This window comes from Roseobacter sp. TSBP12 (assembly GCF_009129705.1).
GTDB lineage: Bacteria > Pseudomonadota > Alphaproteobacteria > Rhodobacterales > Rhodobacteraceae > Celeribacter > Celeribacter baekdonensis_A.
Window position 1 is genome coordinate 1 of the sequence record NZ_PYIB01000062.1, and the last position, 21,305, is coordinate 21,305.

General features: G+C 54.7%; 23 protein-coding genes. 16 read left to right on the forward strand and 7 right to left on the reverse strand.

What is annotated here, in order from left to right; genetic code table 11:
• The 7 genes from C8029_RS18380 to C8029_RS18410 form a co-directional block, all read left to right on the forward strand.
• Nucleotides 1–617, forward strand: a 617-nt coding sequence (locus C8029_RS18380; RefSeq protein ID WP_152003463.1) for a PDR/VanB family oxidoreductase, incomplete at its 5' end; no start/stop codon positions are given.
• Nucleotides 618–629: 12 nt separating this feature from the next.
• Nucleotides 630–1,673: a heme-dependent oxidative N-demethylase family protein gene (locus C8029_RS18385; RefSeq protein WP_009570450.1), complete on the forward strand. Its 1,044-nt coding sequence runs from the start codon at nt 630–632 to the stop codon at nt 1,671–1,673.
• 156 nt (nt 1,674–1,829) lie between these two features.
• On the forward strand, nt 1,830–2,681 hold the full coding sequence (locus C8029_RS18390) for a flagellar motor protein MotB (RefSeq protein WP_009570451.1): 852 nt from the start codon (nt 1,830–1,832) through the stop codon (nt 2,679–2,681).
• Between the two features lie 90 nt (nt 2,682–2,771).
• Nucleotides 2,772–4,067, forward strand: a complete 1,296-nt coding sequence (locus C8029_RS18395) for a flagellar hook protein FlgE (RefSeq protein WP_009570452.1) — start codon at nt 2,772–2,774, stop codon at nt 4,065–4,067.
• 34 nt (nt 4,068–4,101) lie between these two features.
• Nucleotides 4,102–5,559: a flagellar hook-associated protein FlgK gene (flgK, locus tag C8029_RS18400; protein WP_040401739.1), complete on the forward strand. Its 1,458-nt coding sequence runs from the start codon at nt 4,102–4,104 to the stop codon at nt 5,557–5,559.
• Between the two features lies 1 nt (nt 5,560).
• Nucleotides 5,561–6,568 carry a flagellin gene (locus C8029_RS18405; protein ID WP_009570454.1) on the forward strand — a complete coding sequence of 336 codons (1,008 nt, stop codon included), beginning with the start codon at nt 5,561–5,563 and terminating at the stop codon, nt 6,566–6,568.
• Nucleotides 6,568–7,671, forward strand: coding sequence for a flagellar basal body P-ring protein FlgI (locus C8029_RS18410; protein ID WP_009570455.1), 1,104 nt, complete (start codon nt 6,568–6,570; stop codon nt 7,669–7,671). The genes C8029_RS18405 and C8029_RS18410 overlap by 1 nt, the downstream gene beginning before the upstream one ends.
• Before the next feature lie 99 nt (nt 7,672–7,770).
• On the opposite strand, the gene rpsT is transcribed toward C8029_RS18410, so the two are convergent.
• From rpsT to mutM, 3 genes are all read right to left on the reverse strand, one after another.
• The gene (gene rpsT, locus C8029_RS18415; protein WP_009570456.1) at nt 7,771–8,034 is read right to left on the reverse strand and encodes a 30S ribosomal protein S20; all 264 of its coding nucleotides are present in this window, start codon (nt 8,032–8,034) and stop codon (nt 7,771–7,773) included.
• A gap of 154 nt (nt 8,035–8,188) precedes the next feature.
• Complete coding sequence (locus C8029_RS18420) at nt 8,189–8,965, reverse strand: enoyl-CoA hydratase (protein WP_152003464.1); 777 nt, start codon at nt 8,963–8,965, stop codon at nt 8,189–8,191.
• Nucleotides 8,966–9,027: 62 nt separating this feature from the next.
• Complete coding sequence (gene mutM / locus C8029_RS18425) at nt 9,028–9,879, reverse strand: bifunctional DNA-formamidopyrimidine glycosylase/DNA-(apurinic or apyrimidinic site) lyase (RefSeq protein WP_152003465.1); 852 nt, start codon at nt 9,877–9,879, stop codon at nt 9,028–9,030.
• Between the two features lie 86 nt (nt 9,880–9,965).
• Between mutM and ubiE the strand changes: the two genes are divergently transcribed.
• Complete coding sequence (gene ubiE, locus C8029_RS18430) at nt 9,966–10,718, forward strand: bifunctional demethylmenaquinone methyltransferase/2-methoxy-6-polyprenyl-1,4-benzoquinol methylase UbiE (protein ID WP_152003466.1); 753 nt, start codon at nt 9,966–9,968, stop codon at nt 10,716–10,718.
• Complete coding sequence (ubiB, locus tag C8029_RS18435) at nt 10,718–12,253, forward strand: 2-polyprenylphenol 6-hydroxylase (protein ID WP_009570460.1); 1,536 nt, start codon at nt 10,718–10,720, stop codon at nt 12,251–12,253. Before ubiE ends, ubiB begins: the two co-directional genes overlap by 1 nt.
• Here ubiB and C8029_RS18440 read toward each other — a convergent pair.
• The 3 genes from C8029_RS18440 to C8029_RS18450 all read right to left on the reverse strand — a co-directional run bounded on the left by C8029_RS18440 (nt 12,231) and on the right by C8029_RS18450 (nt 15,948).
• Nucleotides 12,231–13,106 (reverse strand): phosphotransferase, encoded by an 876-nt coding sequence (locus C8029_RS18440; RefSeq protein ID WP_009570461.1) that lies wholly within the window; start codon nt 13,104–13,106, stop codon nt 12,231–12,233. The two genes, ubiB and C8029_RS18440, sit on opposite strands and share 23 nt — an antisense overlap.
• A 71-nt stretch (nt 13,107–13,177) precedes the next feature.
• Complete coding sequence (locus tag C8029_RS18445; RefSeq protein ID WP_009570462.1) at nt 13,178–13,855, reverse strand: flagellar hook capping FlgD N-terminal domain-containing protein; 678 nt, start codon at nt 13,853–13,855, stop codon at nt 13,178–13,180.
• 11 nt (nt 13,856–13,866) lie between these two features.
• Nucleotides 13,867–15,948, reverse strand: coding sequence for a flagellar hook-length control protein FliK (locus C8029_RS18450; RefSeq protein WP_009570463.1), 2,082 nt, complete (start codon nt 15,946–15,948; stop codon nt 13,867–13,869).
• A gap of 108 nt (nt 15,949–16,056) precedes the next feature.
• Between C8029_RS18450 and C8029_RS18455 the strand changes: the two genes are divergently transcribed.
• From C8029_RS18455 to C8029_RS18480, 6 genes are all read left to right on the forward strand, one after another.
• Complete coding sequence (locus C8029_RS18455; protein ID WP_009570464.1) at nt 16,057–16,347, forward strand: rod-binding protein; 291 nt, start codon at nt 16,057–16,059, stop codon at nt 16,345–16,347.
• Nucleotides 16,334–16,687, forward strand: coding sequence for a flagellar protein FlgN (locus C8029_RS18460; RefSeq protein WP_009570465.1), 354 nt, complete (start codon nt 16,334–16,336; stop codon nt 16,685–16,687). The genes C8029_RS18455 and C8029_RS18460 overlap by 14 nt, the downstream gene beginning before the upstream one ends.
• Nucleotides 16,688–16,915: 228 nt before the next feature.
• Entirely contained in the window at nt 16,916–18,430 is a 1,515-nt protein-coding gene (locus C8029_RS18465; RefSeq protein WP_009570466.1) for a flagellin, read from the forward strand.
• Nucleotides 18,431–18,519: 89 nt separating this feature from the next.
• Nucleotides 18,520–18,891, forward strand: coding sequence for a flagellar biosynthesis regulator FlaF (gene flaF / locus C8029_RS18470; protein WP_100220028.1), 372 nt, complete (start codon nt 18,520–18,522; stop codon nt 18,889–18,891).
• The gene (flbT, locus tag C8029_RS18475) at nt 18,892–19,299 is read left to right on the forward strand and encodes a flagellar biosynthesis repressor FlbT (RefSeq protein ID WP_009570469.1); all 408 of its coding nucleotides are present in this window, start codon (nt 18,892–18,894) and stop codon (nt 19,297–19,299) included.
• Nucleotides 19,296–20,093, forward strand: a complete 798-nt coding sequence (locus C8029_RS18480) for a DUF1217 domain-containing protein (RefSeq protein WP_009570471.1) — start codon at nt 19,296–19,298, stop codon at nt 20,091–20,093. The genes flbT and C8029_RS18480 overlap by 4 nt, the downstream gene beginning before the upstream one ends.
• A 406-nt stretch (nt 20,094–20,499) precedes the next feature.
• On the opposite strand, the gene C8029_RS18485 is transcribed toward C8029_RS18480, so the two are convergent.
• A complete protein-coding gene (locus C8029_RS18485) occupies nt 20,500–20,829 on the reverse strand; it encodes a hypothetical protein (RefSeq protein ID WP_152003467.1) in 330 nt (109 codons plus the stop codon).
• 279 nt (nt 20,830–21,108) lie between these two features.
• Here C8029_RS18485 and tnpB point away from each other — a divergent pair, with 279 nt between their 5' ends.
• The gene (gene tnpB, locus C8029_RS18490; protein ID WP_009570474.1) at nt 21,109–21,282 is read left to right on the forward strand and encodes an IS66 family insertion sequence element accessory protein TnpB; all 174 of its coding nucleotides are present in this window, start codon (nt 21,109–21,111) and stop codon (nt 21,280–21,282) included.
• Nucleotides 21,283–21,305 lie beyond the last annotated feature (23 nt).

A 21,305-nucleotide genomic window follows, 5' to 3' on the forward strand; every position in this document is an offset into this window, starting at 1 on the left:
AACATGTGTTGATCGCGGGCGGTATCGGCATCACGCCGTTCCTGCCGCATCTGCGTCAACTCGATTTGCTGCAACAGCCCTTTGAGCTGCACTATGCCGCGCGGTCGCGTGACGAGGCCGCTGGGCTGAAACTTCTGCCAAAATCCGCGCGCATTCATGTGCAGATTTCGGACGAGGGCAATCGCATGGATTTGGGTGAAATCCTGACGGGTCAACCGATTGGCACCCATGTTTATGTCTGTGGCCCCGAGGGGCTGATTTCTGCGGTGTTGGACGCTGCAGCGCGCCATGGGTGGCCCAAAGGCGCGCTGCATTCAGAAGCCTTTGCCTCGCCGCCGCCAGGTAAGCCTTTTACCGTTACCCTCGCGAAATCTGGCCGCACGATTGAGGTCAGCGCCAGCCAAAGCCTGCTCGAAGCCCTTGAGGCCGCCAAGGTCGAGATTGATTGGAGTTGCCGGGGTGGGGCCTGTGGCCGTTGTGAGACCAAGGTGGCCGCCTGTGATGGCCAGATTGAACATAATGACCATTGGCTGTCGCGCGATGAGCGCGCCGAACAGAAAAAAATTATGCCCTGCATGTCGCGCTTTACCGGCGCTGCGCTGGTCCTCGACCTGTAACGGAGAGAGAGTATGACCCTTCAATTCAATGACGAAACCTTCCGTGGTGATTACAGCTATTTCAACACGGAACACGCGATCAAACGTTTGCCCTTTCCGTTTGATCGCGATGAATACGTGTACTCGGTCAACATCGAGGCTCATCCGGGCGGCCCCAAAGGTTCGCCGTTTGAGTTCCGCTTTGATGTCGACGAGCACTATGTCTCTGAGATGAAAGACCGGGCGATCACCCTGGATGACGATCCTTTGCGCTGTCAGTCCTTGCCGCATATGGAGCTGGCCGGATGGGACCTTTTGGAGATCATCATGGTGTCCAAGGCCGAAGATTATACCGACCTCTTTACGCTGCACCGCGATGGCAACCGCTGGCATTGGATCAACCGTCCTTTGGGGATCGAACAACGGTTTACATTTCTTGACCCAACGACTTTGCCTTGCGGTCCGATGGAATATATCACCCGCCAGACCCAGGGCGACTTCGCGCTCTTGCACGAGCGCGATGGCAACCTGTGGATGGACGCCGGAATGGTCACGTCTCAGGCGGATTGGTCTCTTGATTTCGACATTGGCATGAATTTTTTCGAATGGCACGCGCCTGTGCCAAAAGCCAAGCAAATGGGCGTGTTTGATAAGGCGCTGAAATTCCTTTTGGCGATGCAACAGGGGCAAAGTTATCGTCGTCTGAATTGGACGATGACGGTCAATCCCCGCCTCGACACCAGCCCCGAGAATTACCACAAATGGGGCCCGGAAAAGCGCACCATCACGCCGGAGAATGTGGGTCGAAAGCAGCATCTTCGGATCGAATTGCAGAGCTTTTGGCGCTTGCCACGCTCTAATGCGATCGCCTTTCCGATCCGTTGTTACCTCGCCTGTCTCGAAGATATTTGTACGCAACCGAAATGGGGGCGGCGTCTGCACCGGGTTTTGCGCGATATTGATCCGACCTTGGCCGAGTACAAAGGTTTTGCAGTCAATCAGGATATGATCGTCAATTACCTCTCGCAATTTGATGATGGCGCACCAACCTCTCCGGGGATTTTCCCGGACGCGTGAAGATATGACCCTTTCTGCCAATGATGTAAGAGTCGCGCCGATGAGAGGTACGGCTCTTACGGTTCTGCTCTTCAAAATTCATACAATTTTAGGAGTTAAGCTGCTTTTCATTCCTCTTTGCTAGACCTGTTCTCGGGTGAAGAATGAGGTGGTGTGATGAGCGCTAAAGGCAATGCGCCAATTATCATCAAGAGAAAAAAGGTTATCGCCGGTGGCGGTCATCATGGCGGTGCCTGGAAGGTGGCCTATGCTGACTTCGTGACCGCGATGATGGCATTTTTTCTTTTGATGTGGCTGTTGAATGCGACAACGGAAAAGCAACGCAAAGGGCTTGCGGATTATTTCAATCCGACCATTCCCGTAAACCGGATTTCCGGCGGTGGGGACGGGGCTTTTGGTGGAGACTCGGTGTTTACCGAAGAAACCCTGTCGCAAAACGGGACGGGTGCTTCAAGCTCGCATACCGCAAGTAAAGATGGCTCCTCCAAATCGTCCACCTCAACCGAGGATGCAAATGCCGAAGCCATAGAGGCCAAAGCTTTTGCCGAAGTGCAGGAACTGCTCACGGCATTCAGTGGCGAAAGCATGGCCGCCGATGAGGCGATGCGCCATATCGTGACGCGCGTGACGGATGAGGGTTTGATCATTGAGCTGCATGATCTGGATGACGAACCACTGTTCAAAACGCGCTCGGCTGAGCCGGAGGAGATCATGACGCTTCTGGTCGACATGCTGACCGATGTGTTCAAGATTGTCCGCAATGACATCGCGGTCACAGGATATGTTCAATCGCAGCCACTGGTTGTCGCTGACAATCCGGTCTGGGATCTTTCGACCAAACGTGCAGATCAGGTGCGCCTGCTGCTTGAGGGTAATGGCACGCCGACCAATCGCATTCAGCGCGTGACGGGCTATGCGGACCGCAAACCTGCCGTGGGAAACCCCATGTCGGCGCGCAACAACCGTGTGGAGATCATCCTTTTGCGCAACAATGCGAAAAAGAAATAGATTGGATTTTACGCGTTAGGGGGCCGTTAAGCTAGGTGTGCATTCTGTGACTCGATCTTCGGATCTTAGCAGCAGAAAGGCGCTACCTATATGTCTATTTCCTCCTCGCTCAACGCTGGCGTGGCGGGCCTTGCGGCCAATGCCACCCGCCTTGCGACCATTTCAGATAACATCGCGAACTCTGGCACCTATGGCTACAAGCGAGCCGAGGCTGATTTTCAGTCTTTCGTGATCACCAATAGCAACAATTCCGGCACCTATTCTGCCGGGGGTGTGCGAGCCTCCACAAACCGTCTGATCGGCGAACAAGGCTCGCTTGTCTCAACCTCAAATGCCACCGATATCGCGATTTCTGGAAATGGGTTTATCCCCGTGACCACCGAAGTTTCGATTGATGGGTCGATGGGGGATCAGCCCCTGATGATGACAACCACCGGGTCATTTTATACCGATGCCGACGGGATTTTGAAAACCGACTCCGGCCTTGTTTTGCTGGGTTGGCCCGCCGACGCTGACGGAACAATCGCCACATATGCTCGGGATACAATGACCGGGCTCGAACCTGTTGTGATCAATTCAAACCAAACCGCCGGTGACCCGACAACGAAAATCAATTTGGGTGTGAACCTCCCGGCCGAGGATGCCACGGAGGTTCTTCCGCTTTCTGTTGAGTATTTTGGCAACCTTGGGACGTCTGAGTCACTCAACGTGACCTTCACGCCGGATGCAGTCGCCCCCAACACGTGGGTGATGTCGATCACAGATTCGGCCTCCGCCGGAGCGATCATTGGCGAATACACCATCGTTTTTGATGACTCTCGCGGTTCTGGCGGCACGCTTTCGACGGTCACGCCAACCGTCAATAACCCGGCAACAGCGACCTATAACGCAACGGATGGAACCTTGGCGCTGACCGTTGATGGTGGCCCGCTTGAAATGACGATCGGCAAGCCTGGCGATACAAATGGGTTAACCCAACTGTCTGACACGTTCGCTCCAACGTCGATCACCAAAGACGGTTCACCCGTTGGTAACCTCACCTCGGTAGAAATTGCGGACAACGGATATGTCACCGCCACCTATGACACCGGCTTCACGCGGACGATCTACCAAATTCCCTTGGTGGATGTGCCAAATGCCAACGGTCTGACATCGCTGGGCAATCAGACCTATCAGGTCTCACCAGACTCGGGCTCCTTCTTCCTTTGGGATGCGGGAGATGGTCCGACGGGTACGATCGAAGGCTTTGCGCGTGAAGGCTCCACCACGGATGTCGCGGCGGAATTGACCGATCTGATTCAGACGCAAAGGGCCTATTCGTCGAATGCGAAGGTCATCCAAACGGTCGATGAAATGCTTCAGGAGACCACGAACATCAAACGGTAACAGTGAACAGGCCCGGGGCAAAGGAGGATAAGAGATGAGTATCTCTAACGCTATGGCGAATGCCTTGACGGGTCTGAACGCTGTCTCACGCGCGGCCGATGTTGTGTCGTCCAACGTCGCAAATGCCATGACCGAAGGCTATGGCCGACGCGATATTGAACTGTCATCGCACCAAGTTGGCAGAACCGGCTCCGGCGTCGCCGTGGACGGCGTGTCGCGATATTATGACCCTGTCACCACAGGCGAGCGGCGCATCGCAGATGGCGATGTCGCCCTCGAAGATGTGCGTGCAGAGTTCTATGACACATTCACCAAGGCCATGGGACAGCCGGACGAAGCAGACTCGGTGGCTGGCCGCATCACCGGATTGGAGACCGCGCTAATTGAGGCGGCGAGCCGTCCCGATTCAGAGGCGCGATTGACCACGGTCTTGGATGCGGCGACGGAATTGACGAGCCAAATCAAGACTGCGGCCGATAGCCTCAAAGACATCCGTATGGATGCGGATAAGCAAATCGGCAAAGCCGTCGATTTTCTGCAATCTTCTCTTCAGCAAGTGGTTGATCTGAATGTTGCGATCCAAAAACAGGTTTCCCAAGGCTATGATCCCAACGCATTGATGGATCAAAGACAAACCCTTGTAGATCAAATTTCTGAGATCATTCCGGTCAAGGAAATCCAAAAAAACAATGGCATGATCTCGCTTTATACCTCGGGCGGCGCTGTTTTGGTCGACTCCAAAGCTGCAACGATCGAGTTCACAGCCACCCCGACCATTTCGCCCGACATGACCGTCGAAAACGGTGCCTTGTCGGGCCTGACCATCAACGGTCAATTGGTTTCGACCGACACGGAAAAAGGGGCGATTGCTGGCGGAAAGTTGGCGGGCCTCTTTGAGGTGCGCGACAAACTCGTGCCTGACGCGCAGGTCCAATTGGATGCCCTTGCCCGTGATCTGATTGAGCGTTTTGAAACCACAGATGCGGACCCGACGCTTGGCATAGGGGCCGCCGGCCTTTTCACCGATGGCGGAAGTGCCCTTGACCCTCTTGTCGAAGAGGGGCTGTCCAGTCGGATTTCGGTCAATGCCCTCGTAAATCCCGATCAAGGCGGCGATCTATGGAAAATCAGAGATGGTCTTGGGGCCATTTCTGAAGGGGATCAAGGCGATGCGACCATCCTGAATTCTTTGGCCGATGCTCTTCAAAAGACCCGCATTGCATCTTCGGGTAGCCTGACCTCAATCGAACGCTCTGCTCTGGGCTTTGCATCTGACATTTACTCACTCGGGAAAACCAATCAACTCAAAGCCGAGGCGGACCTGACGTTCGCAACCGCACGGCAAGAGTCCCTTCATTCGATCGAATTGGAGAATGGTGTGGATACAGACAATGAGATGCAAAAACTGCTCGTGATTGAACAAGCTTACGGGGCAAACGCAAAAGTTATTCAAACGATCCAAGCCCTTATGGATCAGTTGATGGGGATTTAAGATGACAGCAATTTCCTACGGCGATATGGGCGCATCCTTGCGCAACATGCGCTTGATCACCCAAGTGAAACAGGATCTCGACAAATATAGCTACGAGGTCTCGAGCGGCCAGAAACAGGACCTTGGCGCGGCGGTGTCGGGGGATTTTACGCCGCTTGCCTCGATCGAACGGTCTTTGCGCACACTCGAATCCTATGATGTCGCAATCCAGGAGGCGAACCTCTTTGCCACGAGTATGCAAACGACGTTTGGCGCGATTTCATCCCATGTTGCGGACTTGTCCTCCACGCTTTTGACCTCTTCAACCAACGGCGACGCGACCAGCATTTCGGTTGCAGCGCAGGATGCCCGGACGCGGTTTGACGCGGTGGTCTCGGGGCTCAACACGCGCATTGGGGATAGGTCTTTGTTCTCGGGCACAGCCACCAGCAAGACGGCGTTGATCCCAGCCGAGGACATGTTGACGGACCTCCAAACCGCGGTGGCTGGCGCGACAACGGCGGCGGATGTTGAGGCCATCGTGGATGACTGGTTCATGTCGGCGGGCGGCGGCTATGAAACCCTTGCCTATCAAGGGTCCGACAACGCTCTGTCTCCATTCTCACTTGGGGAGAATGAATCCGTTCGACTGGGGATCACCGCGAAAGATGATGCAATTCGCCAAACCCTTAAGGGGCTTGCTTTGGCGTCTTTGGTGGAAGAGGGCGTGTTCGCCTCAGATTTGAGCGAACAGGCCAGTTTGATGCGCTCTGCTGGCGAAACCCTCATGGGATCTCAGGCCGGTATGGCCGACCTTCAGGCCCGCGTGGGGACTGTCGAGGCCCGTATAGAGGACGCAAACCTGTCCAATTCCAGCATGACCTATGCGTTTGAGACTGCAAAATCCGAGATCATTTCATCGGACCCTTACAAAGCCGCATCGCTTTTGACGCAAACCGAGACACAACTCGAATTGGTCTACACCCTCACTGCGCATATGTCGCGCCTCAGCCTGTCGGACTATATCTAATGCTCAAAGCTATACTCGCGGCCGTTTTTTCCGTCCTTCTTGTCGCAACGGCGCAAGCGAATCCGATCCGAATAAAAGATCTCGTCGAATTCGATGGCGTGCGTGGCAACGATCTTGTCGGCTACGGTCTTGTTGTTGGTCTCAATGGCACAGGTGACGGTATTCGAAATGCGCCATTCACCGAAGAGATCATGTCGAACATTCTGGAGCGCTTGGGTGTCAACGTTACAGGCGAACAGTTCAGACCGAAAAACGTCGCAGCCGTCTTTGTGACCGCGACACTTCCGCCCTTTTCGCGGGCGGGTGGACAGATTGATGTGACCGTGTCAGCGATTGGCGATGCCAAAAGCCTTTTGGGCGGCACGTTGATCATGACGCCACTCAATGCTCCCGATGGACAGATTTACGCAGTCGCACAGGGCACAGTGATCGCGGGCGGTGCATCGGCGCAGGGCGACGGCGCCTCTGTAACTCAGGGCGTTCCGACATCTGGGAGCATCCCCGCCGGCGCGCGGGTTGAGCGCGAAATTGATTTTGATTTTACCCAAATGAAGTCCGTCCGGCTGGCCCTGCGTGATCCCGATTTCACCACCGCAGAACGCATCGAAAATGCGATCAACAAAGATTTTGGTCGTGTGGTGTCGCGTATGCTGGATGCGGGCACTGTCCTTTTGGACATCAAAGCGACCCGTGAACTTTCGCCGGCACATGCGTTGGGGCGGGTGGAAAACATCTCGGTTCAGCCCGAGCGCAAGGCGCGTGTGGTTGTGGATCAGCGCTCTGGGACCATTGTGATGGGCGAGGATGTGCGCATCTCCCGCGTGGCTGTGAGTCAGGGAAATCTGACGCTTCGGATCGAAGAGGAACCTCTTGTCATCCAGCCCAATCCCTTTTCCGAGGGGGGCACTGTCATCGTGCCGCGCACACGCGCAACCCTTGAAGAGGAGCCAGGCATCGGCCTTGCGGAGATCGACGAAGGTACGTCTTTGTCAGAAGTTATCGCGGGCCTCAATGCGCTGGGGGTCTCTCCGAGGGATATGATCGACATTCTTAAAAGCATCAAAGCGGCAGGGGCGCTTCATGCCGAATTCCTCGTGCGGTGATCTTTAAACGAATGCTTAAAAGGGGGCCTATGCGCGCTTAAACAGGCAAAGAAAAACGCGCCCAAAAGCGCGTTTTTTTTTTAATCAATGTCGAACGACTTAGCTGATGGCTTTGACGCGTGCCGCAAGGCGGGACATTTTGCGGGCTGCAGTGTTTTTGTGAATAACGCCTTTGGAGACGCCACGCATCATTTCCGGCTGCGCGGCGCGCAGAGCAGCCAAAGCGACGGCTTGATCACCGGTCAGGATGGCTTCTTCGACTTTACGGATAAAGGTACGGATGCGCGAACGACGTGCTTTGTTGACGTCTGTACGGGCGACGGCCTGACGGGCGCGTTTTTTGGACTGGGGCGAATTTGCCATGATCGTTTCCCTCTTTCGGGGTTGGTTGCATATATGTTGCACACGGCCCCCAACACCCGGTTAAGGGCAGGACAATCATAGCCTAAGCGGGCTCCACGCGCATGTGAGGCCTCCCATAGAGCAGAATCGCCCATAAGGGAAGCCAGAAATAGCTTTATTTGTCGCGGAACTGTGGCGCGCGTTTTTCCAAAAAGGCGGCCATACCTTCCTTTTGGTCCTCTGTCGCAAAGAGCGCATAGAAAGCCCGGCGCTCAAACAACACACCCTCAGTCAAGGTGGTTTCATATGACCGATTGACCGCCTCTTTCGCCGAGGCGACAGAAATCGCGCTTTTCTCCGCAATTTTGGCGGCAGTTGCCATCACATCCTCAAGCAGGTTTTTGGCCGGAACCACGCGCGACACAAGACCCGAGCGCTCCGCCTCGGTGGCATCCATGAAACGGCCCGTCAGATGCATTTCCATCGCTTTGGATTTTCCCACAAAGCGCGTCAATCGCTGTGTGCCGCCAAGGCCTGCGATGATGCCAAGATTGATTTCAGGCTGGCCAAATTTCGCTGTGTCAGAGGCAATGATGAAATCGCACATCATTGCCAATTCACACCCGCCGCCCAGTGCATAGCCAGACACCGCGGCGATGATCGGCTTGCGCGCGGCCAAAATGGCATTGGAATCGTTGGTAAAAAAATTCTCCGTCACCATATCGGCGTAGGTTTTTTCCGACATTTCCTTAATGTCAGCGCCCGCTGCAAAGGCCTTTTCGGATCCGGTGATGACAATCACCCGGACCTTCGGATCGCGGTCGGCTTTGGTGACGGCATCGGCCAATTCGCACAAAAGCTGTGAATTCAAAGCATTTAGAGCATCAGGGCGGTTCAGCCGGATCAGTTCCACGTCATCTTTGATTTCTGTAATAAGCGTTTTGTAGGCCATATCACCCTCCATGAGTGGATCGCAGTTTGGGGAGTCCTAACACTTGGCCCAGAGGGATCAAGTCATCTCTGACAGATTGGACAAAAGAAGGTCGAGCGCCCGGACTGAACGATCCTTTTAATCTCGGATGTGCACTCGGGTGAGACACAAGGCGCGCCTTCGCGACCATAGACGCGAAAGTTGTGTTGGAAATAGCCAAGCTCACCATCCGCCTGACGGAAATCTTTCAAGGACGATCCACCCGCTTCGATCGCCTCCGACAACACGTCGCGTATGATTGGCACAAGTGAAGCGACACGCGCTTTGGCAATCTGACCCGCCTTGCGCGTCGGATGGATGCCCGCGCGAAACAACACCTCGCACACATAGATATTGCCAAGCCCAGCGACAATATGCTGATCCAAAAGCGCGGTTTTAATCGGGCTGTTTTTGCCTGTAAACGCAGCGATCAAATGCGCCTCATCAAACTGATTGCCCAAAGGTTCGGGCCCGAGCCTGGCCAAAAGCGGATGCGCCGCCTCCGTGCCCGTTGCCATCAAATCCATAGCCCCAAACCGACGCGGGTCGTTAAACGTCACGCGCGCGCCATTTTCCATGTGAAAGACCACATGATCGTGCTTTTCCAACTGCGGATGCTCATGGGTGAATTGGCCTAGGGGGTCGCCTGACACGGTCATGCGTCCCGACATCCCCAGATGGATCAAAAGCGTCTCAGCGGTATCGAGATCGGCCAAGATGTATTTCGACCGCCGTCTGAGTCGCTCGACACGCGCGCCAGTCAGCCGCGCGGCCATGTTTTCGGGAAAGGGCCAGCGCAGATCGGGACGATTGACCTCGGCCCGCGCGATCACCGCCCCCGCCATAGAGGGTTCCAGCCCGCGACGAACCGTCTCGACCTCTGGTAATTCCGGCATTTTGATCTCTCCGTTTTCCACATGCGATTGTCACGCCCGGTATGAGGCCTATAAGAAGGGTAAGTTTCGAGAAAGGTGCAAGCACGATGACCAATACCGGCGAGAAGACGACACATTTTGGTTTTAAAGATGTGGCCGAAGATCAAAAGGCCGGGATGGTCCATGGTGTCTTTACCTCCGTGGCCTCGAAATACGACATTATGAACGATGTGATGTCGATGGGCATTCACCGGATTTGGAAAGACGCGCTGATGGACTGGCTCGCTCCGCGCCCCGGTCAGCGGCTTTTAGATGTGGCGGGTGGCACGGGTGACGTGTCGTTTCGGTTCCTCAAACGCGCGCCGGGGGCAAGCGCCGTTGTGCTCGACATGACAGAGTCGATGTTGGTTGCGGGCCGCAAACGCGCTGAGGCCGAACAGATGGCCGAGAGCCTGAATTGGGTCACGGGCGATGCAATGGCCTTGCCGTTTGAGGATAACCAATTCGACGTTTACACAATCTCTTTTGGCATTCGAAATGTGACCCGGATCGAAGATGCCCTGTCTGAGGCTTACCGGGTGTTGAAGCCTGGCGGACGTTTGATGGTGTTGGAGTTCTCGCAACTGCCCAACCCTGCGATGCAAAAGGCCTATGATCTTTACTCGTTCAACGTCATCCCGCGCATGGGTCAGATGATTGCCGGCGACCGCGACAGCTATCAGTATTTGGTGGAGAGCATCCGCAAGTTTCCCGACCAAGAAACATTTGCGAATATGATAAAGGCCGCAGGATTTCATAATGTGAAGTATCGTAATTTGAGCCTTGGCATTGCGGCGCTTCATTCGGGATGGAAAATCTAATGCGCGGTCCCCACAATATTTGGCGGCTGATCCGTACCGGGGCTACGATGGAGCGCACCGGCGCGATGAAACAGGCCATGGATGCGATGGAGGCCCCGCGTGCCTTTCGCATCTTTGCCAGAACCGTGGTTTGGCCGTTTCGTTGGCTCGGCTATCGCGGTGACGAGACCTTGCCGCCACTGACTCGTGCGATCACGGCGCTCGGACCTGCCTATATAAAATTTGGCCAAATTCTATCGACCCGACCTGATGTGGTGGGGGTCGATCTGGCCAAGCAATTGCAAGTTCTCCAAGACGACCTGCCGCCCTTCCCGCGCGATGTGGCGATCAAAATGGTCGAGGCTGAACTCCAGCAGCCCATCTCAGAACTGTTTTCGGAGTTTTCCGAACCTGTGGCGGCGGCCTCTATCGCCCAAGTCCACAAGGCCGTACGCGCCGATACCGGACAGTCGGTTGCGGTGAAGGTGCTACGTCCCGGTATTGAAAAAGCGTTTCGCAAAGACGTGGATGCGTTTTATTTCGCCGCATCCCTGATCGAAAAGTTTTCCCCCGCCTCTCGCCGCCTGCGCCCCACCGAAGTGATTGCGCATTTTGAAGGCGTGGTGAAAGGTGAGTTGGATCTGCGCCTTGAAAGCTCTTCGGCGTCTGAGTTTGCCGCCAATACCGCACATGATGAGGGCTTCTCTGTGCCTGCCGTGGATTGGGCCCTGTCGGCGCGCCGGGTGATGACGCTTGAATGGGTCGATGGGATCACGGCCTCCGACATCGACCAAATCATTGCCGCCGGGCATGATCGCGCCGCTCTTGGCAGCAAGGTGTTGCAGATGTTCCTGAGTCATGCACTACGCGATGGTTTTTTTCACGCGGACATGCACCAGGGCAATCTCAAGATCGCCGCAAATGGCGATGTCATTGCGCTCGATTTTGGCATCATGGGCGTGCTGGATGAGTATACCCGACGCGTTTACGCCGAGATTATCTACGGATTTATCAAAAAAGACTATAAACGCGTGGCGGAAGTTCATTTCGAAGCGGGCTATGTTCCCGCTGACCGGGATGTTGATGAATTTGCCCGTGCGCTTCGTGCCGTGGGCGACCCGATTTTTGGTATGGATGCGAGCCGGATTTCGATGGCGCGACTCTTGTCCTATCTGTTTGAGGTGACGGAACGGTTCGGCATGGAAACGCGTACCGAGCTGATTTTGTTGCAACGCACGATGGTGGTTGTCGAAGGCGTATCGCGTTCGCTTGATCCGCATATCAACATTTGGGAAGTCTCCCGTCCCGTGGTCGAGAGCTATATCAAATCCAACATCGGCCCACGCGCGCTGACACGGGATTTGTGGCGCACGGCAACTGTTTTGGCGCGATTTGGCCCGAAATTACCGCAGTTGGCCGAGGCATTGTTGATCGCACAAACGCAAAAGGCCCCAGCCGTAGAGCCGCGTTCGAACAGAAAGCAGGCGCTTTGGCTGGTGGCGGGCGGTGCGGTTGCGGCCGGGATCGGTGCGGTTATAGCGCTTGCTCTAAGCTGAGCTCTGCCTCGGCGGCTTGCGCGTAAATCTCTTCGCCCATGGTCGCTTTCCAAGCGCAATAGGCCGCCATACGCCACCTGAAAAAGGGGCGCAGCTGTCGGTAGCGATCCACAATCTCCGGGTTGGGATAGCTCTCAAGGGCGGACATTTCATCCGCGAGGCTCAGTTCGGCCTGACCGTAAACGTGATGCATGGCTGGCGAAAGCGCGATGGCCAAATCCGCTGTCGGGTCTCCGAGTGCCGGGCATTGCCAGTCGACAAACCGGATCATGCCGCCCCGTGACAGCGCATTCGCGGGCGTTGGATCGCCGTGAAGAAACGCGGGCGGCATGGGCGGCACATCGCGCAGAGCGGGTCTGTGGCTGCGCAGTCGCTTGGCGAAGACCGTCGTTTGCCCATTCAGAAACCGATTTCCGTCTGCCAATAGCGTTGATGGGCTGACATCAACCTGCCGAATCCCAAGGGGGGCGGGCAGGGCATGTAATTGCCCTAGCGCCCTGAGAACCGAGCCATCGGTTTTGGCCACCGATGCGCCGGGTAGGTAGGTGTAGATCAGACAAGGCCCCTTTGATGTTGCAAACTGGGCGACGAACTCAGGCGCAAGGTCATTCCCTTTAAGGCCACAAAGCGCGGCAATTTCGGCCTTGGGGTCGTTCGGGAACAGAGGGTTCGCGCGCGATTCGTCAAAGAGCTTAAACACCCAATCACCGCTTGGGCTGACGCCGCGCCAAATGGCGTTGGTCCGGCCACCAGACAAACGCGACCAGTCCATCTGCCCTATCATCATGCGGTCCGCCTGACCCAAAATCTCTTTTGGCGGCATCACATCTGCGTCATGGGCTGGGGATGTCATCAATGCGGTCTCCGAACGCGGGATCGTCGGAGTTTAGGGAGGTCGGGCAGACGTCGCAACCCGCGAATACATCAACTTGGATCGCGTAGCGCCGTGACGGAATCGGAATCAATTTCATTGCCGCCTTCCAGCACCAAAATGGTCGATCCTCCGTCAAATCGTGCTTCAACAATGCGGGAATAGGTTTCGACAGATGTGGTGGAGAGATAGGTTTCGCCGCTGTAATTTTCGAGTTCGAAACGATAAAGCCCGGTCTTGAATGGGTCGCCATCGTCACCGACGCCCGCCCATTCCACAACATCCGAGGTTGGGTCCATGGTGACCTGTTGGACAACATTTCCTTTCGAATCGCGCACGACCAAAACAGTTTTGTCTGCGGCAGTGGCAGGATCGGATTTGATCGAGATCGGTGAACCATCGAAATACGCGGCCTCTTCGCTGCGCGCCTCCATACCGACCCAGCCTGACAATTGCGAAAACCCCATAAGCCCAAGCTGAGCCGAGAGGTTTTCTAGAAGATCATTGGTTAAAACCGCTTGTTCGACCGATGAGAATGTCGCGAGCTGCGTTGCGTAATCGGTCGAATCAATCGGGTTAAGCGGATCTTGGTTTTGCATTTGCACGGTCAGCATTTTGAGAAACGTATCAAAATCGGACCCAACGGCGCTTGACGTGTCGTTGGCGTTCGAGAATTTCGAGCTTGTCGAACTGGAGGACGTGGTCGTCGCGGGTGTAATTGTGTTGGTCATCTGACACTCCTTTAGAGTCTAAGATCCATGCCGGACGTCGCATCAAGCGCAAGGCGCACGGGCTGAATGTGTGGGTTGGAGGCGGGAGGCGTGGCGCTCAAACTCTCCGCAGATGTTCCTTCAGAACTGTCGAATTTTTGTTGATCACCCCCTTGAGATCCTTGATCAAAGCTCTGAAAGGAGAACCCGCTGTTCTCATATCCAAGATCTTGGAATTCGGTCATCAGGCTGTCGATGTTGCGCCGCAAAAGATCAAGCGTTTCACCCCGTTCAGCCGCAATCACCACATGTATCGCTCCGTTTTCTGACAGCTGAAAAGAGAGTCGGACTTTGCCCAATTCTTCTGGGGAGAGAGTGATTTCAACAGGGCGATCAGGAAGTTGCCGTGCCGCATCGGCAAGCTGCATCGCGACCCGAGTTGGCAGGTCCGCTTTTGTTGCCATACTGACCGGGGAATTGGGTTCATTCGCACGATCGGCGGATGACAGAACATGCGCCTGTTCGCCAAGCCTCTCGGAGATGCCCTCTACGCCCGCCTTGAGCTCTTCTGCTTCCGCATGCGTCAACGGCGTGATTTGAGACACGACGAGAGCCGAAGGGGCCACGGTCGATGTGCTGAGTATCGCCGTTGCGCGGGTTGCAATGTCGGTCCCGTCGCCGTCCTGCCGCGCTTTCTCAGCCGCGGCCCCATCCGAATGACGCCCGATGTGCGCATCGCCGTCATTTTGCTGAGTGGCGACGTGAGCGGTAGCGGATTGTTCTGTGCCACCCTTCGCTTGCAGCGTGTTTTGTTGGGTGAACGTCTGCGTTTCCGTCGCGGCCTTTGGCGCCTCAATGCTGCTCGCAGTCTCTGACACCCCCTCTGACATGAGTGGCGTGAGCGTCGTTTTTTCTAGACCGGAGGGGTTTGGAAGTGTTCCGATTTGACCCGCTGTGGCTTTGAGAGGCTCGGTGCCAACTTTCGGTCCGATCAGATCAGAATCCAATCGGACCTTGTCATCTTTCACCGTAAGGATGTCGTCCGACTGAGATTCTGATGTCTGCTCTGTTGTGGTGTCTGCCTGCAAAAGAACGGAGGAGATCGCAGGTTTGGCATTTGCATGTCCTGCCGCCTCAGAGCGCGCGCTTGGCTTTTCAACCGCTTTTGAAATCGTGGATTGATCCACATCCGGCACCGCATCATCTGACGCAAAATTCATGCCCAAAAGCACTGTTTCATTACGGCTTATTTTGAGTTCACCGTCTTTGGAAGGCTCCAAGTGTATGGTTTTTGAACGCGCGACTGTGGATTTGAGGGACTCATTTTTGTACGCAGCAGCATCAAAAGAGCGTCCCTGTCCAGTCATCTCTCCTGTGGAGACTTCGCTGGTGTGGCTTGGTGTCGCCGTGGCTTGAGGCGTGTTACCCTGGTTTTCAGGGTGATTGAGGAAATCTAAACTCCCTGACCCATTTTGGCCGTTCTGGGCCGAATGCACCTCATTCCCGGTTTGTTCTACGGGGAAATCAGCCTCTGCCTTACCCAAAAAGAGATCGGCGATTTCGTCAGCCGGATTTTGCGTGGCGTCTTCTTTGGATTCCAACTCAATGTTTTTGGTGAAAGACGGGGTGTTGTCGACCTCGGATGACGTCACGGAAAGCGGAGTATTGGGCCGATCATCTCCTTGCGGTGCAAAGCGTACCTCAACAGAGGTTGTTGTAAAAGGTTGAACTAACAGAGCTTTGTCGACCTGTCGTCCATCAAATGGAATGGTCTCAGGCGCAAAACCGTCGTCTGGCGTGTCACTCAGTTCATAGCTTTCGTCGTTCGTCGTGGTGCGCTCACCCGCAACAACCGTCAGCCCATCAAAGACATCCTTGGCGGAGGTTTGCATCATTTGACCATGCCCCGCAACCATAGCCACGCCGGGCATAGCCGCGTCACCGCCACCCTGCTTCACCTCCGGTTTTGCTGTGTCGCCTTGTCCCCCGAAAACGGAGGCAAAGGGATGTTCGGGCAAAATATCCCCTGGCACAGGTGTGTTTTGGGAACGGTTTTGACCGTCAGTGCGCGCAATCGCTGCGAAGTCTAAAGTCTGTAATTGCATTTCTTGCATCCGGGATTTCTTTCGCCGTGATGTCACTATCCTCCGCGAGTGGTTACCGCTTCTTTACCGAATGGGGGGTATGAGTCGAAAAATACTTCGAATTGGAGCGACCCGCCCATGACCCCGAACGCAATCAATGCGATCCAACACAGTCAGACTTTAAAGAGGTCCCAAGAGGAAAAATTGCAGGATGCTGCGAATAAGCTCGAGGCAACATTTCTTGCCGAAATGTTGAAAACTGCTGGATTCGGTGAAACGCCAGATACATTCGGAGGCGGAACGGGCGAAGATCAATTTTCCTCCTTTTTGGTTCAGGCTCAGGCAGAAAAGATTGTTGAAGCTGGCGGAATCGGTCTCGCGGAACACATATTTGACGCTTTAAAGGAGAGTATAAATGGCACTTCTTGATGCCTTTCGGCCGGCTGCAGCGCTGTTAGATCTTTTGGATAAAGAAAAGGCCGCGATTCTCAAAAGCGACTTTTCGACTCTCGAAAAACTCTCGAAGACCAAAGAATCGCTTCTTGTCATGGTGGCCAAAGCGCAGATCTCTCCATCTGATTTAAAGGCGTTGAAGCAGCGCTCAGAGCACAACAGTCGTCTTCTTATGGCGTCTGCAAAGGGGATCAGATCTGCGCGGGAAAAATTGCTTTCGTTGCGCAATACATCACGCAGCTTCACGGCCTATGGGCCCGCAGGGAAAACCATCCCGATTGGCAATAAGTCGTTAACCATGAAGAGAAAAGCATAAGTGTTTGCCCGATTTTTGCCTCAAATTAGAAGCATCAATTCGGAACAGCTTAGGGAACTCTTAGCCTTTAAGCTTCATAGATCAGAGTGCATCCCGAGGGGGTGGCACGGTAGACCGGAAGCGGTCATCCGTAATCAGTCAGAATGACGATCCTGAACCTGCCCGTGGGGGTGGATCTCGAAACTCATGCGGCGCAAAACGCGTCCCTAGATCAAAGGAAATTATGCTATGTCCAGCATTCTGACCAACAATGGCGCAATGGTTGCGCTGCAAACCTTGAACTCCATCAACTCTAATCTTTCCAAGACTCAGAGCATGATCTCGACCGGTAAAGATGTTGCATCCGCCAAGGACAACTCTTCGGTCTGGGCCATTTCGAAAGTCATGGAATCGGATGTTGCCGGTTTCAACGCAATCTCTGACAGTCTTGCCCTCGGTGAATCAACGCTTTCTGTTGCCGCTCAAGCCTCCGAGACGGTCACCGACCTTTTGACCAACATCAAAGAAAAAGTTGTGGCGTCTCAGGAAGAAAACGTCGATCGCGCAAAAATCCAAACCGATATTGACGCTTTGGTCGGTCAGGTGAAATCGGTCATCGGCGCAGCCCAGTTCAATGGTCTGAGCCTTGTTGAAGGCACCGACGACGTTAAAATCTTGTCCTCTTTGGACCGTGCTTCTGACGGGACTGTGACGGCCTCGGACATCACAGTAAATCGCATGGATCTTTCCACCAGTGCAGGGACCTATGGTTCGGGTACATCTCTCGCATCCAACGCAACCGCGTCTGCCGCAGCTGTGTCCAATACCGCAAATACTGCAATTGTGACGGTCGGCAACACCTGGGCTGCGAATGACGTGGCAACCTTGAGCGTCGCCGGCATTGAGGTCAGCTTTACTGCCACCGGCACAGCCGTTGCTGACGTTGGAGATGGTCTTGCTGGTCTCATCAATGGTCTCGGCATCGAAGGCGTGACAGCGACTGGCAATGGTGACGGTACGCTGACAGTCAGTTCCACCAAGGCCTTCGAAGGTGTTTCTGTGAGCGTGGGCGAGACGACAGCAGGTGACGGTGATGTCTTGATCACAACCCTAAATGGCACCGGCTCTCTGACGGCAACATCTGGTGACATCGACGAACGTGCAGAAAACATTGCTCTTTCGACTTCAGCCGCTGTGAAGGACGGTGATGGCTACAAAGTCACTGTCGGCGGAAGTTCCTACAACTATGTCGCCGGTAAAGGCGAATCAATGGAGGACGTCGCCAAGGGGTTGAAAACGGCAATTGACTCGGCTGGCCTTGCAGACATCAGCACAACCGTAGCCAAGGACGCAACCACTGGACAGTGGTCTTTGAAAGTCGATAATGCCGGGTCTTCTCTTGCTTTCTCCGTTACTGGTAACGAAGGCGGTAAAGCCTCTGGTGGTCTTTTCGGGCTCGACAGCATTGATGTAACCAGCAATTCAGGCGCTGATGCGGCTCTTGGGAACATCGAGACTCTTATCAACAACTCGATCGACGCAGCCGCGTCGTTTGGTTCGGCCCAAGGTCGCATTGAAACCCAATCGACCTTTATCTCCAACCTGACCGATGCATTGACGTCCGGCATTGGCTCTATGGTTGACGCGGATATGGAAGAGGCTTCTGCCAAACTTCAGGCGCTTCAGGTTCAGCAACAGCTGGGCGTGCAGTCTCTTTCGATCGCAAACCAGGCACCGCAGTCGATCCTGTCGCTCTTCGGCTAAGAGCAACCTTCCGGGCGCCAGATCGGCGCCCGGTTTTCACCGCGGTAAAACCCGCGCTGTAGAATTCATTGTCACCGGAAGGATACGACGTGAACGCTCTCCAAATGGCCCGAACGGCCTATTCCAATACCACCGCCCCAATTCGTACACCTCGCGGCACCGAGTACGAGGCTTTCGCGCGCATTACGCACCGTCTGCGCCAAGCCTCAGAAGATAAGAAAACGTCTTACCCTGATTATGTAAAAGCTCTTTACGACAATCGTCGCCTCTGGACGCTCCTCGCCTCCAGTGTTGCTGATAAAGACAATCAACTCCCAAAAGAGCTCAGAGCAAAAATCTTTTATCTTGCTCAATTCACAGCTCAACACACATCAGCGATTCTTTCTAAAAAAGCCAATGAGACAGCTCTCATTGACATTAACACAGCCATTATGCGCGGCTTGCATCGGGAGGGTCAGTAAATGAGTGGCCTCGTACTAAAACTCGGCCCAAAAGAACGGGTTCTGATCAACGGTGCCGTGATTGAAAATGGAGATCGACGGTCCCGGCTTTCAATCGTGACGCCAAATGCAAACATCCTCAGGCTACGCGATGCGATACACCCTGAAGAAGTAAACACTCCAGTTCGCAGAGTGTGCTATATAGCGCAACTCGTCCTCTCGGGCGACGCTGAGCCAAAAGATGCGCGCATTCAGCTTATGCGTGGCATTGAGCAGCTTAGTCAGGTTCTAACAGACCCCGACAGCCGCAAAATTTTGAACACTGCGACGGCTGAAATCCAAAACGATCAGTATTACCAAGCACTCAAGTTGCTTCGCGCGCTCATTCCAAGAGAAGAACGGCTCTTGTCGGCCGCTAAATATCAATGAGCTATCAGCCTGTTGTTCCATTTGGTGGCTACGCTGGATGGGTTGTCCTTCAACGCACAAAGGACAACCAGCAAGAGGCGTTCAACGCCTCCTCTGAAATCAAGCGCGACATCGATTACTTCCGCGAGAATATCGCGGAGGTAAAGTCAGCCGAGGAACTGGTGTCCAATTTCCGCCTTCTCAAAGTTGCTCTGGGAGCATTCGGGTTGGATGATGACATCAACAACAAGTACTTCATCGAACGTGTTTTAGACGAGGGAACACTAGATTCAGATTCACTTTCCAATAAGCTGTCCGACAAACGCTACTTTAAATTTTCAGAAGCATTCGGGTTTGGAAATTTCGACATCCCGAACACTGTACTGAGTGATTTTCCGGACGAGATCATTTCTTCTTACCAAAATAAGCAATTTGAAATTGCCGTTGGAGAGCAAAATGATGACATGCGGCTTGCTCTAAATATTGAGACAGAGCTGACAGAAATTGCAAATAAAGATACGACGGAAAACGGTCGTTGGTACTCAGTTATGGGAAATGAAGCTGTGAGGTCTGTACTGCAAACTGCGCTTGGACTTCCGAGTTCTGTCAGCACATTGGATTTGGACCAACAGCTGACGATTTTTAAAGACAAAGCCAAACAATATTTTGGAAACGCTGAGGTCGCGCAATTTTCAGACCCTGAAAAAAGAGAGGACCTCGTGAAGCTTTTTCTCATACGGTCCGAACTCAATGCAGGGTCTACAGGTACGTCCGCAGCCTCTAATGCGCTTGCGCTCTTGACTGGATCTTTTTGAGTCAAAAAGTCTTATTGAGCTGACGAGAATGGAGAAATTCACTGTAAGTGGCGTATTCCCACTGAAGCGCCCCTAGATTTACAGACGCTTTGCTTGGCAATGGTAAACGTCTTCGACAATGTGGCGGCAAAGTCGACCGCGCGGTGTCCCGTATCCGAGCCGCCCGTGGCTACAACGATGTTTCTGCCATTGCTCCTTGCTCCCTCTTTGAAGCGAAATTTCGTTCAAACATCGCATGTTGGCGGGGTTATGGCATTGCGTGGCGTCAATGTGGTACCGACCGGTCGTGGGTGACACTGGCACTGCCAACGGGGGGCGATGGAACAGGCCGAAACGATCCAATCCCTTTCCTCGGACCATGCGTTCGCCACTGATGATCCCGTCGAGGTCATCGAGACGCAGGGCGCTATGTGTTTCTTTGAGGCGACACTGGCGAAAGCTGAAACGTGCCGTCAAATACGACGACATGGGCCTGAGCACGGTTGCGCTCCGCAGGGGCCTGACGGCCCGCGAACTGGAACTGAACCAACCAGCGGCACCTGAAATTTACCGCGACATGTTGCCGGTAACCCAAAGCGACGCGAGCCTTGCCCTGAACGGTGATGGTCCGGTCGTCGATTGGGTTCTGCGGATGTGGCGTTTCCCGGCGGAATACGAACTGGAGCGCGTTGCGGAACGTGGCGCCCTCGATGATCGCCTCGCCACCGCATTCGGGGAGGCGAGTGCGGACTATCACGCAGCGGCACCCGTGTGTAGCGCTCAGGCCACAGTCTCATTGCGGATATTCTGGCGGAGTTGGGCCGTGTCTTTGCGAAGTTCCTCGGTGCAGCGGGAACCGCCCGGGTCGCGGAATGGACCTGTGCCACCGATTTTCGCAGGCAGGGATGCGGGGTGCCTGACCCACAAGCGTTAGCGCTTCGCCGATCACCTCCTGCCGAGATGAGACAGGATTGGACGGCTCTTTGGATGGCGTCGTCTTCCGCCCGCGGTCAGGGAACGACGAGGACAAGCCGACATGGATGGTCCGTGCGATCCGGGTGGCGGCGCGATGATCTCACTGGCGGGTGGACTGCGCGTATATGCGGCCACACGCCCGACGGATTTCCGGAAGGATATCGACAGGCTGGCGCTGCTGGTGCAGGAGACGATGGGCGTCGATCCGTTCAGCGGCGCGGCTTTCGTGTTCTGAGCCAAGCGGGCAGACAGGGTCAA

Coding starts and splice junctions, on each gene's coding strand:
- mutM (WP_152003465.1), bottom strand. CDS start 9,879: ATGCCGGAATTACCAGAGGTCGAGACGGTTCGTCGCGGGCTGGAACCC.
- C8029_RS18445 (WP_009570462.1), bottom strand. CDS start 13,855: ATGACCAACACAATTACACCCGCGACGACCACGTCCTCCAGTTCGACA.
- flbT (WP_009570469.1), top strand. CDS start 18,892: ATGAGTGGCCTCGTACTAAAACTCGGCCCAAAAGAACGGGTTCTGATC.
- C8029_RS18390 (WP_009570451.1), top strand. CDS start 1,830: ATGAGCGCTAAAGGCAATGCGCCAATTATCATCAAGAGAAAAAAGGTT.
- C8029_RS18480 (WP_009570471.1), top strand. CDS start 19,296: ATGAGCTATCAGCCTGTTGTTCCATTTGGTGGCTACGCTGGATGGGTT.
- ubiE (WP_152003466.1), top strand. CDS start 9,966: ATGACCAATACCGGCGAGAAGACGACACATTTTGGTTTTAAAGATGTG.
- C8029_RS18420 (WP_152003464.1), bottom strand. CDS start 8,965: ATGGCCTACAAAACGCTTATTACAGAAATCAAAGATGACGTGGAACTG.
- C8029_RS18410 (WP_009570455.1), top strand. CDS start 6,568: ATGCTCAAAGCTATACTCGCGGCCGTTTTTTCCGTCCTTCTTGTCGCA.
- rpsT (WP_009570456.1), bottom strand. CDS start 8,034: ATGGCAAATTCGCCCCAGTCCAAAAAACGCGCCCGTCAGGCCGTCGCC.
- flgK (WP_040401739.1), top strand. CDS start 4,102: ATGAGTATCTCTAACGCTATGGCGAATGCCTTGACGGGTCTGAACGCT.
- ubiB (WP_009570460.1), top strand. CDS start 10,718: ATGCGCGGTCCCCACAATATTTGGCGGCTGATCCGTACCGGGGCTACG.
- C8029_RS18440 (WP_009570461.1), bottom strand. CDS start 13,106: ATGACATCCCCAGCCCATGACGCAGATGTGATGCCGCCAAAAGAGATT.
- C8029_RS18385 (WP_009570450.1), top strand. CDS start 630: ATGACCCTTCAATTCAATGACGAAACCTTCCGTGGTGATTACAGCTAT.
- C8029_RS18450 (WP_009570463.1), bottom strand. CDS start 15,948: ATGCAAGAAATGCAATTACAGACTTTAGACTTCGCAGCGATTGCGCGC.
- C8029_RS18405 (WP_009570454.1), top strand. CDS start 5,561: ATGACAGCAATTTCCTACGGCGATATGGGCGCATCCTTGCGCAACATG.
- C8029_RS18455 (WP_009570464.1), top strand. CDS start 16,057: ATGACCCCGAACGCAATCAATGCGATCCAACACAGTCAGACTTTAAAG.
- C8029_RS18395 (WP_009570452.1), top strand. CDS start 2,772: ATGTCTATTTCCTCCTCGCTCAACGCTGGCGTGGCGGGCCTTGCGGCC.
- C8029_RS18460 (WP_009570465.1), top strand. CDS start 16,334: ATGGCACTTCTTGATGCCTTTCGGCCGGCTGCAGCGCTGTTAGATCTT.
- tnpB (WP_009570474.1), top strand. CDS start 21,109: ATGGATGGTCCGTGCGATCCGGGTGGCGGCGCGATGATCTCACTGGCG.
- C8029_RS18465 (WP_009570466.1), top strand. CDS start 16,916: ATGTCCAGCATTCTGACCAACAATGGCGCAATGGTTGCGCTGCAAACC.